General features: G+C 64.5%; 13 protein-coding genes. 10 read left to right on the forward strand and 3 right to left on the reverse strand.

Annotated elements, in window-relative coordinates:
• Window positions 1-46 precede the first annotated feature (46 nt).
• From AC0ZT5_RS25500 to AC0ZT5_RS25515, 4 genes are all read left to right on the forward strand, one after another.
• Window positions 47-1,759: a SulP family inorganic anion transporter gene (locus AC0ZT5_RS25500; protein WP_488498695.1), complete on the forward strand. Its 1,713-nt coding sequence runs from the start codon at window positions 47-49 to the stop codon at window positions 1,757-1,759.
• A gap of 193 nt (window positions 1,760-1,952) precedes the next feature.
• Window positions 1,953-2,450 carry a GNAT family N-acetyltransferase gene (locus tag AC0ZT5_RS25505; RefSeq protein WP_095084368.1) on the forward strand — a complete coding sequence of 166 codons (498 nt, stop codon included), beginning with the start codon at window positions 1,953-1,955 and terminating at the stop codon, window positions 2,448-2,450.
• Window positions 2,451-2,647: 197 nt separating this feature from the next.
• The gene (locus AC0ZT5_RS25510) at window positions 2,648-3,019 is read left to right on the forward strand and encodes a YciI family protein (RefSeq protein WP_095084367.1); all 372 of its coding nucleotides are present in this window, start codon (window positions 2,648-2,650) and stop codon (window positions 3,017-3,019) included.
• Window positions 3,020-3,134: 115 nt separating this feature from the next.
• Window positions 3,135-4,388 (forward strand): RNA polymerase sigma factor, encoded by a 1,254-nt coding sequence (locus AC0ZT5_RS25515; RefSeq protein ID WP_488498696.1) that lies wholly within the window; start codon window positions 3,135-3,137, stop codon window positions 4,386-4,388.
• Here the strand turns inward: AC0ZT5_RS25515 and AC0ZT5_RS25520 are convergent.
• Complete coding sequence (locus AC0ZT5_RS25520; RefSeq protein ID WP_488498697.1) at window positions 4,385-4,804, reverse strand: DOPA 4,5-dioxygenase family protein; 420 nt, start codon at window positions 4,802-4,804, stop codon at window positions 4,385-4,387. The two genes, AC0ZT5_RS25515 and AC0ZT5_RS25520, sit on opposite strands and share 4 nt — an antisense overlap.
• Before the next feature lie 215 nt (window positions 4,805-5,019).
• Here AC0ZT5_RS25520 and AC0ZT5_RS25525 point away from each other — a divergent pair, with 215 nt between their 5' ends.
• From AC0ZT5_RS25525 to AC0ZT5_RS25550, 6 genes are all read left to right on the forward strand, one after another.
• On the forward strand, window positions 5,020-6,597 hold the full coding sequence (locus tag AC0ZT5_RS25525) for an HD domain-containing phosphohydrolase (protein WP_488498698.1): 1,578 nt from the start codon (window positions 5,020-5,022) through the stop codon (window positions 6,595-6,597).
• Window positions 6,598-6,689: 92 nt separating this feature from the next.
• Window positions 6,690-6,962, forward strand: coding sequence for a hypothetical protein (locus AC0ZT5_RS25530; RefSeq protein WP_184872797.1), 273 nt, complete (start codon window positions 6,690-6,692; stop codon window positions 6,960-6,962).
• A 68-nt stretch (window positions 6,963-7,030) separates the two neighbouring features.
• Window positions 7,031-8,164, forward strand: a complete 1,134-nt coding sequence (locus tag AC0ZT5_RS25535; RefSeq protein WP_488498699.1) for a substrate-binding protein — start codon at window positions 7,031-7,033, stop codon at window positions 8,162-8,164.
• Window positions 8,165-8,390: 226 nt separating this feature from the next.
• Window positions 8,391-9,287 carry an aminoglycoside phosphotransferase family protein gene (locus AC0ZT5_RS25540; RefSeq protein ID WP_488498700.1) on the forward strand — a complete coding sequence of 299 codons (897 nt, stop codon included), beginning with the start codon at window positions 8,391-8,393 and terminating at the stop codon, window positions 9,285-9,287.
• A 130-nt stretch (window positions 9,288-9,417) separates the two neighbouring features.
• Complete coding sequence (locus AC0ZT5_RS25545) at window positions 9,418-10,566, forward strand: amidohydrolase (protein WP_488498701.1); 1,149 nt, start codon at window positions 9,418-9,420, stop codon at window positions 10,564-10,566.
• Between the two features lie 195 nt (window positions 10,567-10,761).
• Window positions 10,762-11,235: a VOC family protein gene (locus tag AC0ZT5_RS25550; RefSeq protein ID WP_488498814.1), complete on the forward strand. Its 474-nt coding sequence runs from the start codon at window positions 10,762-10,764 to the stop codon at window positions 11,233-11,235.
• 12 nt (window positions 11,236-11,247) lie between these two features.
• Here AC0ZT5_RS25550 and AC0ZT5_RS25555 read toward each other — a convergent pair whose 3' ends face one another.
• Both AC0ZT5_RS25555 and AC0ZT5_RS25560 read right to left on the reverse strand, forming a co-directional pair.
• On the reverse strand, window positions 11,248-12,174 hold the full coding sequence (locus AC0ZT5_RS25555; protein ID WP_488498702.1) for a DMT family transporter: 927 nt from the start codon (window positions 12,172-12,174) through the stop codon (window positions 11,248-11,250).
• A gap of 109 nt (window positions 12,175-12,283) precedes the next feature.
• Window positions 12,284-12,886 carry a DNA-3-methyladenine glycosylase gene (locus AC0ZT5_RS25560; RefSeq protein ID WP_488498703.1) on the reverse strand — a complete coding sequence of 201 codons (603 nt, stop codon included), beginning with the start codon at window positions 12,884-12,886 and terminating at the stop codon, window positions 12,284-12,286.
• Between the last annotated feature and the right edge of the window lie 2 nt (window positions 12,887-12,888).

Genomic DNA, 12,888 nt, shown 5'->3' on the forward strand with positions numbered 1-12,888 from the left:
CAGTCCTGCCGACGATCCCGCCGCCTTCTGGAGCGGAAACCAGTCCATGGATCAGGCGCAGCGGGCAGTGCATCAACCGGGCCAGAGGTCGACAAAGCCGACATTTTCGGAATTGTTCACGCCAAAGCTGGTTACGGTCTGGCGCGAGGGCTACCATCTGCCGCAGTTCAAGGCCGACTTCATGTCCGGCCTGACCGTCGCCATCGTCGCGTTGCCACTGTCGATGGCGATCGCGATTGCCTCGGGCGTGACGCCGGAGCGTGGCCTCTACACCTCGATCATCGGCGGGTTCATCATTTCGGCGCTCGGCGGCAGCCGCTTCCAGATCGGTGGGCCCGCCGGCGCCTTCATCGTGCTGGTGGCAGCAACAGTGGCCCGGGTCGGCGTCGACGGGCTGTTGCTGGCGACCATGATGGCCGGCGTTTTCCTGCTTGCCATCGGCTATCTCCGCCTCGGCACCTACATCAAGTTCATCCCCTATCCGGTGACGGTCGGCTTCACCGCCGGCATCGCCGTCATCATCTTTTCAGGCCAGATCGTCGAACTGTTCGGACTGAAACTTACCGGCAAGGAGCCGGGACCGCTGGTGCCGAAGCTGATGGCGATCGGTGAGGCGGCCGGCACCATCAACCTCGCCGCGACCTTCGTGGCGGTGTTGACCATCGTCACCATCGCCGGCCTGAAGCGCTGGCGGCCGACATGGCCCGCCATGCTCATCGCCATCGGCCTGGCGTCGCTTGTGGTGGCGCTGTTTGCACTGCCGGCGGAGACGATAGGCACCCGCTTCGGCGGCATCCCGCGCAGCCTGCAAATGCCTGCCTTGCCGCCGGTCAGCCTGGGCAGGATGATTGAGGTGCTGCCGGATGCCATTGCCTTTGCCCTGCTCGGCGCGATCGAATCGCTGCTGTCGGCGGTCGTCGCCGACGGCATGACCGGGCGGCGGCACCGTTCCAACTGTGAGCTGGTGGCGCAAGGCTTCGCCAACATCGCCTCGGCCCTGTTTGGCGGCATCTGCGCCACCGGCACCATCGCCCGCACGGCGACCAACGTGCGGGCCGGCGCGCATGGGCCGATTTCTGGCATAATCCACTCCGCCATCCTGCTTGCGCTGATGCTGGTGGCCGCGCCGCTCGCCAGCTACATCCCGCTTGCCGCCCTTGCCGGCGTGCTGGCGGTGGTGTGCTGGAACATGTTCGAGAAGCAGGCTTTCGCCACGCTGCTGCGCGCGTCGCGCGGCGACGCGCTGGTGCTGATGGTGACCTTCCTGCTCGTCGTCTTCCGCGACTTGACCGAAGGCATCGTCGTCGGCTTCGTGCTGGGGTCGATCCTGTTCATCGACCGCATGGCCAAGTCGATCGCGGTCGAGGCGGACTTGCCGCTGGTGCAGGAGGATGTCGCCGACAGCAGCGGCAGCGCCTATGATGCCAGCGAGGCAAGCGACGTCGACACCGTCGTCTACCGGATCTCGGGCGCGTTCTTCTTTGGCGCCGCATCGACTGTCGGCACCGTGCTCGACCGCATCTCCGACCAGCGCAGAAATTTCATCCTCGACTGCTCGGCCGTGCCGTTCCTCGATTCGACCGCGGCCAATGTCATCGAGGGCGCCGCCCACAAGGCCAGGCGCGCCGGTGTCCGCTTCATCATATCGGGCGCCTCGCCGCAGACACGGCGCATGCTGATCAACCACGGCGTCAAGCGGCCGCTGGTGACCTACGCCGCCTCGATCCGGGATGCGCGGGCGCAGCTGAACGGAAAATGAGAGACGCAGTACTGGTCGTGATTTGCCGGCCGGGAGCCCCTTGGTCAGGTGAAACTTGTCCGCTGTCAGTGCCGATCGCCAGGCCCCGTTTTTGACCCGAAGCGGCCACGGGCTCAATCCCCGATTTGGAAGATCTCACTGGACCGCAGCCGGGATCGACCGCAGAGTAGAACGACAGGGGAGGAGGGCTGTCGTGGCCGACGAGGTGGTTATTCGTGAACTCAATGGGCTCGATGAGATGCTCTCGATCTATCCGGTGTACCGGCTGAGCCACTCGCACCTGGACGAAGCAGCGTTTCGGAAACGGCTCTCGGCAATGCTCGCGCAGGGCAACTACCGCTGTATCGCGGCCTATGTCGGCGATCGGATGGTGGGTGTCTCCGGCTTCTGGACGGGCATTCAGCTCTGGTGTGGAAAGTACATCGAAGCCGACCATGTGGTGGTCGACACGACGCTGCGCCGCCTTGGCACGGGCAGCAGGCTGATGGCGTGGATCGAGGCGGAGGGCGAGCGGACTGGATGCGCTGTCTTTCGTATCGCCATGGTGCTTGGCAAGGAACCCACGCACCAGTTTTATGTTCGAAACGGCTTCTTTGATGACGGCCTTCTCATGGTGAAGGCCCTGAGCCGAGGCGCCGCGGAGTTTCCCGAGTATGTATCGCGACCTGCCGAGCCGGGCCTGGGAGGCTAGCGGTTCGCAACCATTGTCTTCGGGTGTCTGCTTCCGGCTTTTGACCATTGCCGACGTCGATCCCTGGCCCGGAAGCGGCCTGCGCGCCTTGCGCCTCAACCGTCGAAGAAATTTGCGGGACGATGTCGATTTCCGTAGACCCCGTTCGTCGTTTCGATGCGAGGCCGATGAGGCAGGCTCAAAACAGGAGACAGACGATGCGTGTGATGGTGTTTGTGAAGGCGACCGAAGACAGCGAAAAGGGCTTTGTCCCCACGCCCGAGACGACGGCGATGATGGAGGCGATGGGCAAGTACAATGACGAGCTGCGCAATGCCGGCATCCTGCTCACCGCCGACGGCCTCAAGCCTTCTTCGGAGGGCAAGCGTATTGCGTTCGATGGTCCCGGCCGCAGGGTCATCGACGGGCCTTTCGCCGAGACCCGCGAGCTGGTCGCCGGTTTCTGGCTTTGGGAAGTCAAGGACATGGATGAGGCGGTCGCCTGGGTGAAGCGCTGCCCAAACCCCATGCCGGGACCGAGCGAGATCGAAATCCGGCCACTATACGAGATGGCCGATTGGCAGGAGTAGCTGGCGCCGGAGGTCATGGAAATCCATGACCGACCCGCGCGAGCTCAGCGGCACCAGCGACTGTCGGCCGTAGCCTGCTTGCCTGCCTTGTGGCTTTGGCCGACAATGCGGCGGCATGACAGCAGGCGAGACGCACCAGGCGATCGAAGCGATTTTTCGCATTGAACGGGCCCGGCTCATCGCGGGTCTGGCCCGCGTCGTGCGCAATGTCGACCTTGCGGAGGAACTGGCGCAGGACGCCCTGGTCATTGCCCTGTCGCAATGGCCCGCAACCGGTGTTCCCGCCAATCCCGGCGCCTGGCTGATGACGGTGGCCAAGTGCCGCGCCATCGACGCGATCCGTCGCGACAAGATGCGCGCGCGCAAGCATGAGGAGATCGCGCGCGAGTTCGACGACACGCCCGGGATGATCGAAGCGGCCATGAACGACGATCTAGGCGACGAGCTGCTTGGCCTCATCTTCACCGCCTGCCACCCCGTGCTTTCGGCCGATGCCCGCGCGGCACTCACGCTGCGTGTCATCGGCGGTCTGACTACCGACGAGATCGCCCGTGCCTTCCTCTCGGCTGAGGCGACAATCGCCCAGCGCATCGTCCGCGCCAAGAGGACGATCGGCAAGGCCGGATTGAGTTTCGAGGTGCCGCGCGGCGCCGAACGCACGGCGCGGCTCTCCTCGGTGCTGGAGGTCATCTACCTCATCTTCAATGAAGGCTATGCCGCCACGGTGGGCGACGATCTTGTCCGGCCGGGCCTGTGCCGGGAAGCGCAACGGCTGGGCCGCATGCTGGCGGGGCTGATGCCCGAGGATGCCGAAGTGTTCGGCCTGCTGGCCCTGATGGAAATCCAGGCGTCGCGCCTGCCGGCACGCATCGGCCCGGACGGCTCCCTGATGCCGCTGACCGAGCAGGATCGCGCACGCTGGGACCAGCTGCTGATCCGCAGGGGCCTTGACGCGCTGGCCCGGGCCGAGGCGATCGGGGGCGATGGCCCCTATGCATTGCAAGCCGCGCTTGCGGCCTGCCATGCGCGTGCACGCACTCCTGCCGATACCGACTGGCCCCGCATCGCGGCGCTCTATGACCGGCTGCGGGCCGTGATGCCCTCGCCGGTGGTCGATCTCAATCGGGCGGTCGCCCACAGCATGGCCTTCGGGCCCGAAGCCGGCTTGCGGCTGGTGGACGAGATCGCCGACGGAGCCGCGCTGCGCAATTATGCGCCATTGCCGGCGGCGAGGGGCGACTTCCTGTTTCGGGCCGGCCGGCTGGCCGAGGCCCGCTCCGAATTCGAGACCGCGGCCAAGCTGACCCGCAACATGCGGGAAGCGGCCTTTCTCCTCGCCCGCGCGGACGCTTGCGCTGGGAACGGCTAGGCCGAGAGAGACGGGTTGGTGTTGGGCGGCAGCGCCTCTTCCGCCTCATGATCGTCCGGAAGAACATCGCCGTTCACTGCCAGCGGCCGTCCGATCCAGATCGGATCGACCAGATGGTCGCGCAGCGGGTTGCTCGTATTCGGGTGGATGAGGATGCTGAGCCCCCTATGGTTCAGCATCAGCCACGGTACGAGTGAAGCGAAAACCTCGTTCGCAAATGAGACCTGGTACATTGCCTGATCATGCGGGCCAACCTTCTGCTCATGCCAATTGCCCAGGCGCACGCGGAAACGTTCTCCGATGCGAAGCCGCAGCCATTCGGCATGTTGTCGCTCGCTTTGCCCGTCGTAGTAGATATGGGCATGATAGCTGGCGATCTCGGCGAGCGGCCTTGGACTGGCGGTGTCTTCGTTCACCTCGATAGCCTCCTTCGATGATTGTCGCTTTCGGCGCAATGTACCCGAAGCTGGGACGCCTTGTCTGCAACCGGTGCGGCACCCGCAACCGGTGCCGGTTCGTTCGAGTTCGGTCCGGTTGCCTGTCGCTCCCAGGATAGCACATCGGGCTTGGGATTTTTCCCCTAGGTGTTGACGGCACGCGGGACTAGCATGGGGCTGACTGGGGGTGTGCGATGACAGACGTCTCGATACGCCGCGCGGACTTCATGATGGTCCTGGCCTATGCTTCGGACCTCGCCACCGGTCATTCTCGCGACTTCGCGCTGAAATCCTGCGTACTTGCAATGCGGATCGCCGAGCTTGCCGGAGTTTCCGATGAGGTTCGGCGCAATGCCTACCACCAGTCGATGCTTCGCTATGTCGGCTGCAATGCCGACACGGACCTGCTGTCGGCCACCTTCGGCGACGAAATCGCACTCCGCCAGGATCTTGTCGGTCTCGACATGGGCAACCGTGCGGAACTGGGCAGGGTCTTCGTGCAGGCCTTCAAACGGTTCTACTACGATCTCGAACCTGACGCGCAGGCCAGGGCGATCGAGGCCGCGATGTCGCAGGCGCTCGCGGTGGCCCGCCCGGTGCTGACAGCGCATTGCGAGGTTGCGCAGCGGATCGGCGAGCGGCTCGGCCTGTCCGACGAGATCCGGCGCAATCTTGGACAGATCTACGAACGCTGGGACGGCAAGGGCCTGCCGCGCGGGCTGAGCGGCGAGGATGTCCTGCCGGCCGTGCGGCTGATCACATTGGCGCAGGATGCGATTGCGCTCAGCGATGCCGTCGGCATCGACGGGATGGCCGAGACCATCGCCAGTCGCGGCGATGGTCCATACGAAGCGGAACTGGCCCGGCTCGTCGCGGCCAACGCGGCGGCGCTGATGGAGGGCATCGGCACGACGGTCGATCGCGAGACGATCCTGTCGCTCGAGCCCGATCCGCCGGTGACGCTGGATAAGGCGGCTTGCGATGAGGCTTTCCTCGCCATCGCCGACATGATCGACATGCGCATGCCGTTCACGCATGGGCATTCGCGGATGGTGGCGGAACTGGCGGAGGGCGCAGGACAAGGGATCGGGCTGCCCGCCGCTGACGTTCGCGCGCTGCGCTGGTCGGGCTGCATCCATGATATCGGCGAACTGGTGGTGCCGGTGGCGACCTGGATGCGCAACGGCCCGCTGTCGGTTCGCGAGCGCGACGCGGCACAGCTGCACGCCTATTACGGCGAACGGGCGCTGGCCTCGTTCGGCCGCGAGGGCGATGCGATGGGCGCCCTTGTGCTTCGCCATCACGAACGTCTGGATGGCTCGGGCTATCACCGCAAGGTCGGCGCTTCCGACCTGTCGCCTGCGGCAAGGATCCTGGCTGCTGCCGAAGCATTCCAGACATCGCGAGAGGAACGTCCGCACCGCAAGGCGCTGCCCAGTGAGGCGGCGGCGGCACAGTTGCGCGCAGCCGTTCGTGAGGGCTGCATCTGCCCCGACGCCGCCGAGGCCGTGTTGTCCTTCGCCGGGCAGCCGTCGCGTCGGGTGCCGCCGCGGGCGCTGGCCGGCATGACGCCTCGCGAGATCGAGGTTCTGCGCCTGATCGCCGCTGGCCTCACCGCGAAGGAGGCGGCACGCAGGCTCGACATCTCGCCCAAGACGGCGGACCACCATATCCAGAGCGTCTATTCAAAGATCGGCGTGACCACGCGCGCCGCCGCCGCGCTGTACGCGGTCGAGCACGGCCTTATCCGACCGGGCGAAACGCAGGCATAGGGAATCCACCCCATGCGCGCCTGCTCCAGTGCGCGCATCGTGGATCCTGTCGACGGATCAATGGTGGCCGCGACTGATAGGAGGGTAAACCGATGCTTCTCGCAACGACCAAGGTGGCGGATGTCGACCGCTTCATCCGTATCTTTTCGACCAAGGGCGCCGACAAGCGCCGGCTGCACGGCTCGAACGGCGCAACCGTGTTCCGCGACCCCAGCGAGGCGGACCGCGTCTGGGCCATCTTCGACTGGGATGCCGAGGGCTGGAAGAATTTCGTGTCGGATCCTGAGGTGCCGGCGATCCTGCAGGAAGCCGGCCATGTCGGCAAGCCGCAGGCCGCACTGCTGCTCGGCCACTACGAGGCCTGAGGTCCCGCACTGCGCGCCGCCTGGCGTCCGGCGGCGCGCCCGACCAACCCCAGATTTGGAGAAAGCAAATGGATCCGAAACCCATCAAGATCGGCCTTATCGCCGAACTCACTGGCCCCTTGTCCTTCATGGGCATCGCCAACGCGAATCTGACGACAATGCTCGTCGACGACATCAACGCCAAGGGCGGCCTTCTCGGCCGGCCCGTGAAGCTCGTCATCGAGGATGGCGAAACCGTCGAAAGCGTTGCCAAGGCAAGGACCGCGAAACTGATCGACGTCGACAAGGTCGATGTGGTCGTCGGCGGCATCTACAGCTCGACCCGCCAGGCCATCAAGAGCGAGGCGGTAACCCGAGGCAGGACGCTCTATATCTACACCGAGCAGTACGAGGGACAGGAAAACGATCCCTTGATCTTCTGCACGGGTCCGGTGCCTGCGCAGCAGGTCGAACCGTTGATCCCATGGCTTATGAAAAGCACCGGGGCGAAGCGGTTCTATTTTCCGTCGGCCGACTACATCTGGCCTCATTTGCTGAACAAGGCGGCAAGCCGGGTGGTGCGCGCCAACGGCGGCGAGATCGTCGGCGAGGAGTATTTCCCGCTCGACACCGTCGATTTCCGGCGAACGGTGCAGCAGATCATGGCGAGCGGCGCCGACGTGGTCTTCAACACCATCGTCCCGCCAGGCCTGACGCCATTCCTTGACGAACTGCACAAGGCCGGTTTCGGCAAGCGGGGCGGCAAGATCGTCTGCACCTACTTCGACGAGAACTTCTTCAACCTTGTGCCGTCGGAGCAGATCGAGGGCCTCTACAGCTGTCTCGACTACTACCAGGAGCTCGAGGATCCGTTTGGCCGGGCGCTCTTGCGTCGCTACAGCGATCGATTCCCCGGCAGCGCGATGCTGACCGCCGGCAGCGGCTGCACCGGCCACTACCGGGCGATCAGGATGTGGGAAGCGGCAGTGAAGGAGGCCGGCACGGTGGAGCGCGACGCGGTCATCCGGGCGCTCGATCACGCCCGCATAAGCGAGGGGCCCGGCGGCCCGGCCGAAATGGTTCCGGGCCAGCACCATGTTCGCATGAACATGTACATCGCGCAGGCGAAGGGCGGTCGATTCCGGGTGGTCAAGAACTTGGGTCCGATCGATCCCAATGAGCGCGTGCTTAGCGACGAATTCCAGCCAAGCAAGGCGGGCTGATTGGGCGGCGGCGGGGGGCGGCTTCCTGTTTCGGGCCGGGCGACCGGCGGCTCCAAGACCGAAAGCCGCCAGTCCGTTCCCGGCCCTGGGCTGCCTGTCTGAAAAGCGCCTGTTTCAGACATTTTGGGATCTACTGCGAAGACGTGGAAGCGGACATTGGTCCGTGCATTCGCTACAACCACCAAACGATTTGCCCTTCATGCCGAGCTCGGCAGGACGAGAACTCATGATGCATGACGATCAGGTGGATATCGACATCGATATCGCCCGCCAGATGATCCGCGATCAGTTTCCTCAGTATCGTCATGAGGACATCACCCCAGTCAGATCGTCGGGAACCGTCAATGCCATCTTCCGCATTGGCTCGAAGAGCACTGCACGGTTCCCACTGCGAGCGATGAATACGACCGAATGCGCCGATATGCTTCGGTCGGAGGCCGCCGCTATGGTCGAGCTTGGAGAACATTGCCTGTTTCCGACGCCTCAACCGATTGGGCTCGGCGAGCCAGGTCCCCACTATCCAATGCCATGGGCATTGCAAACGTGGATCGAAGGCGAGGTAGCCACGCCGCACGGGCTCAGTGGATCGACGACGTTCGCCCTGGACCTTGCGCACCTCGTGGCGTCGTTGCGCCGAGCGGACACGCGGGGCCGACGCTTCGACGGGCAAGGACGTGGTGGACGTCTCGCCGATCATGACGATTGGATGATTGTTTGTTTTGAAAACAGCGAGGGCCTTCTCGATGTGATCAGACTGCGCGATTTGTGGGCTCGCTTCCGCGAGTTGCCATCCGCCAGGCCTGTCGTGATGAGTCATAAGGACCTTATCCCACCAAACCTTCTCGTGCAGGGCGAGCGTCTTGTCGGAGTGCTTGATGGTGGCAGTTTCGGACCAGCCGACCCGTCGCTGGATTTGGTCGTCGCGTGGCATCTTCTAGACCGCGAGCGAAGGGCGACCTTTCGGTGCGGCCTTCAAGTTGAGGACCTTTGGTGGAAGCGTGGTGCTGCTTGGGCATTCCAGCAGGCGATGGGTCTCGTCTGGTACTACCATCGCACCAACCCCGCCATGAGTGAGCTTGGGCGCAGCACGCTCTCTCGTATTCTCGATGATCGCGACATCTGAACCCTGGTAGTCGGGGCGCGCGCCATTCCGGAACTCGCTCTGGCACAACCAGCTCCGGATTGACCGCCTCGGTCGCTTGACGGAAGTTTCACCGGGTGTGTTACGCAGAGTGCAAGCGGAGACAGACAACGTGACCCTGACCAATCGTGACATCGTCGAGCTTACGGCGTGGCGGCGCCAGCTGCACCAGCGCCCGGAAATCTCGAATGAAGAGGAGAGAACGGCGAAAGAGGTCGTCGACTTCCTCGCCGATACGAGACCGGACGAGGTGCTGACCGGCTTGGGCGGGCACGGCGTCGCGGCGGTCTACGAAAGCGGCGAGGCGGGACCAACGCTGTTGTTCCGCTCGGAACTCGATGCGCTGCCGATCCACGAGCTTTCGGGCGCACCACATGCGTCGCTCGTGCCGGGCAAGTCGCACATGTGTGGCCATGACGGACACACCGCGATCCTGGCGGCGCTTGGCCGTCAGCTGGGGCGCGAGAGGCCGGCTCGCGGCCGTGTCGTGCTGATGTTCCAGCCAGCTGAGGAAACCGGCAACGGCGCTGCCGGCGTTGTAGCCGATCCGCGCTTCGGCGCGATTGCGCCGGATTTCGCGTTCTCATTGCATAATCTGCCGGGCGTGCCGCTCGGCGAGGTCCGGCTCAAGACGGGCGTGGTGAACTGTGCCTCGCGCGGCATGCGCATCGTGCTGGAGGGCAAGACCGCGCATTCGTCGATGCCCGAGACCGGCATCTCGCCCATGATGGCAATCAGCCAGTTGATGCCGGCCCTACCCGCGCTCGGGCGCGGAACCTTTGCCGACGACGACTTCAGCATGGTCACCGTCACCCATGCCGAGATGGGCGAAGCCGTGTTCGGCATTGCGCCCGGGCATGCCGAAATCTGGGCGACGCTGCGCACCCGGCGCGACGACCGCATGGCCAGTTTGTGCGCCGCCGCGGAAGCCCTGGTCACGCGAATTGCCGCCGAGCATCGTTTGTCGCCCCGGTGTGACTATCATGAGGTGTTTGTTGCCAGCGTCAACGCGCCGGAGGCGGTTGAGCATCTGTTGCGAGCGCTCGATGAGGAGGGCGTCCCGCACGGAGAGGAAAACCTGCCGATGCGCGCCTCGGAAGATTTCGGCGTGTTCGGCCACAAGGCGGCATCGGCGATGTTCTTCCTTGGCGCGGGCGAACGGCACCCGGCGCTGCACAATCCGGACTATGATTTTCCGGACGACCTGATCCCGATCGGTTCAAAAGTGTTCATGCGGACGTTGCGCAACCTTCTTGGCTAACGCCGGCCACGGTCAACTCGAATGCAGGAAACCCCCTCACAGGAACATCGTTTCGTGGGCGGAACATCCGATGGCATGAGCGCATTTCTGTGTTCGCACCGTCGAGGGCGACTGTGAATCGCCGCCGGGGTGCGTGGGAAACCGGACCGCAAAGGCTTCAAAGCTTCAAAAAAGGGAAAGGAACAAGCAATGGCAATTGCCAAGAACACGATCTGCCTGTGGTACGACAAGGACGCCGAGGCTGCAGCCCGCTTCTACGCCGAGACGTTTCCCGACAGCGCGGTGAGTGCTGTCCACCGTGCGCCCAGCGACTACCCGTCCGGCAAGGCGGGCGATGTGCTGACGGTCGAATTCACGGTCGCCGGCATCCCCTGCCTCGGCCTCAATGGCGGGCCGGCGTTCAAGCACAACGAAGCCTTCTCGTTCCAGATCGCCACCGACGATCAGCAAGAGACCGACCGCTACTGGAATGCCATCGTCGGCAATGGCGGCCAGGAAAGTGCGTGCGGCTGGTGCAAGGACAAATGGGGCGTCTCCTGGCAGATCACGCCGCGTGTGCTGACCGAGGCGATGGATGCCGGTGGCGATGAAGCAAAACGCGCCTTTGATGCGATGATGGATATGAAGAAAATCGACGTCGCCGCGATCGAGGCGGCTAGGCGCGGCTGACGGCAGGCTTCCTCAAACCGTCGCCTCGATCGGCTCGGCAAGCTTCGGGTTTGCGCGCGCCGCGATCAGGCAGCCGGCGACGATCAGGCATGCTCCTGTCAGCGTGGTCCAGGTCGCCGCCTCGTCGAAGAAGAACCAGCCAAGCGCGATCGCCCAGATGAAGGCCGAGTATTCCGTCGGGATCAGATATTGCGCCTCGGCGCGGGCGTAGGACCAGCTCATCAGGAATTGCCCGGCAAGCGACAGCACCGTCACCCCGGCCAGGGGAAGCCAAAGATTGGTCGGCAGCGCCACCGCCAGCCACGGTGCGGCGAGGCCGAGGAGGATGGCGACGCAAAGGTTCTGGAACAACATGATCTCGATTGGCTTGGCCAACTGCGCCTGTTGACGCGCCAGGATCAGATTGTAGCCGTAGAACACCGTCGATACGAGCACCGCTGCCGTGCCCAGCATGGCATCCTGCGAATAGCTTTCCCGCCCGAACTGGCCGGCCATTATGATCGCGACGCCGGCAATGCCGGCCAGCGATGCCCAGATCGCCTGCCGCCGGATTCGTTCGCCCAGCAACAATGCGGCGAGGAAGAGGGCGAACAGGGGCGCGACGAAGCTGAGCCCGATCGCCTCCGCCAACGGCAGCCTGGCCAGACCCCAAAAAAAGCACATCAGGACGATGCCGACGACAGCGGCACGCAGCGCATGCAGCCGCAGCACCGCAAGGGTTGGCTTTGAGCGTGACCCGGCAGACCAGGCCGCACCAGCGACCACAGTCGCAACCATGCTGCGCCACAGTACCGTGTTGTAGACGCCGACAGCGATGACCAGGGTCTTCATCGCCGCGTCCATCCCCGACAGCAGGAAGATCGCGAACGCGCATACCAGCACCGGGGTCATCGGGGCAACGGCGCCGGCCAGTCTGGGGGTCTTCACGGCTACACTCATGTGCAGCCGGATATCTCAGAGGAAACGGCAGGACCAGATGGCAGCCCTGTCGATATGGCGGTCCAATCCCGACCGGCTTTGTGTTCGCCGAGTCAGGGGGTGCCGTCTCTTATTCGTTGAGCGATTTCGGACCGCTCACGAACGGGCTCCCCCTGACGTAAAATCGCAGCAGGCGGTTCGCATCCCGCGAAATACCGATCCTGGTGCTCTGCCCGATTTCGCCGGGCTCGTGGTCGTCACCATGTCCGAGCCACAGCGGGCCCCGCTGGCAAAGATCGAGCCCGTCGAGCGAACGATCGATCCGCAACGCCGTGGCGAGCCTTCCCGGGCCTCGCGCCAGGTCGCGCAAGCGCTCGATGCCGCGATTGAGCCGCATGATGGCGATGCCTTCGAGCGGCTCGAGCGCCCGGATTAGGACGCCGGTTCCGATCCCGGGCACGTCGCTCGAGACATTCAGCATGTATGAGATGCCGTAGGCGAGATACACATAGGCGTGGCCGGGCTCGAGAAACAGCGAACGGTTGCGCGGGGTCATCCCCCGGTAGCCATGCCCGGCGGCATCGCCTACGACATAGGCCTCGGTCTCGACAATGCGGCCGCTGGCGATGCCTTCCGGCCACTCCCGCACCACCACCTTGCCAATGAGATAGCGGGCGAGAGCGGCCGTATCGTTAGGCAGCTCCGGGCGGGCGAGAGGGCGGCGGATGACCATCC

The organism is Mesorhizobium sp. CNPSo 4670 (assembly GCF_057784235.1).

What these genes read in the sequence shown, in the direction of transcription:
- AC0ZT5_RS25540 (WP_488498700.1), top strand. Translation starts at nt 8,391, where the DNA reads ATGATGCATGACGATCAGGTGGATATCGACATCGATATCGCCCGCCAG.
- AC0ZT5_RS25530 (WP_184872797.1), top strand. Translation starts at nt 6,690, where the DNA reads ATGCTTCTCGCAACGACCAAGGTGGCGGATGTCGACCGCTTCATCCGT.
- AC0ZT5_RS25560 (WP_488498703.1), bottom strand. Translation starts at nt 12,886, where the DNA reads ATGGTCATCCGCCGCCCTCTCGCCCGCCCGGAGCTGCCTAACGATACG.
- AC0ZT5_RS25535 (WP_488498699.1), top strand. Translation starts at nt 7,031, where the DNA reads ATGGATCCGAAACCCATCAAGATCGGCCTTATCGCCGAACTCACTGGC.
- AC0ZT5_RS25525 (WP_488498698.1), top strand. Translation starts at nt 5,020, where the DNA reads ATGACAGACGTCTCGATACGCCGCGCGGACTTCATGATGGTCCTGGCC.
- AC0ZT5_RS25510 (WP_095084367.1), top strand. Translation starts at nt 2,648, where the DNA reads ATGCGTGTGATGGTGTTTGTGAAGGCGACCGAAGACAGCGAAAAGGGC.
- AC0ZT5_RS25555 (WP_488498702.1), bottom strand. Translation starts at nt 12,174, where the DNA reads ATGAGTGTAGCCGTGAAGACCCCCAGACTGGCCGGCGCCGTTGCCCCG.
- AC0ZT5_RS25515 (WP_488498696.1), top strand. Translation starts at nt 3,135, where the DNA reads ATGACAGCAGGCGAGACGCACCAGGCGATCGAAGCGATTTTTCGCATT.
- AC0ZT5_RS25500 (WP_488498695.1), top strand. Translation starts at nt 47, where the DNA reads ATGGATCAGGCGCAGCGGGCAGTGCATCAACCGGGCCAGAGGTCGACA.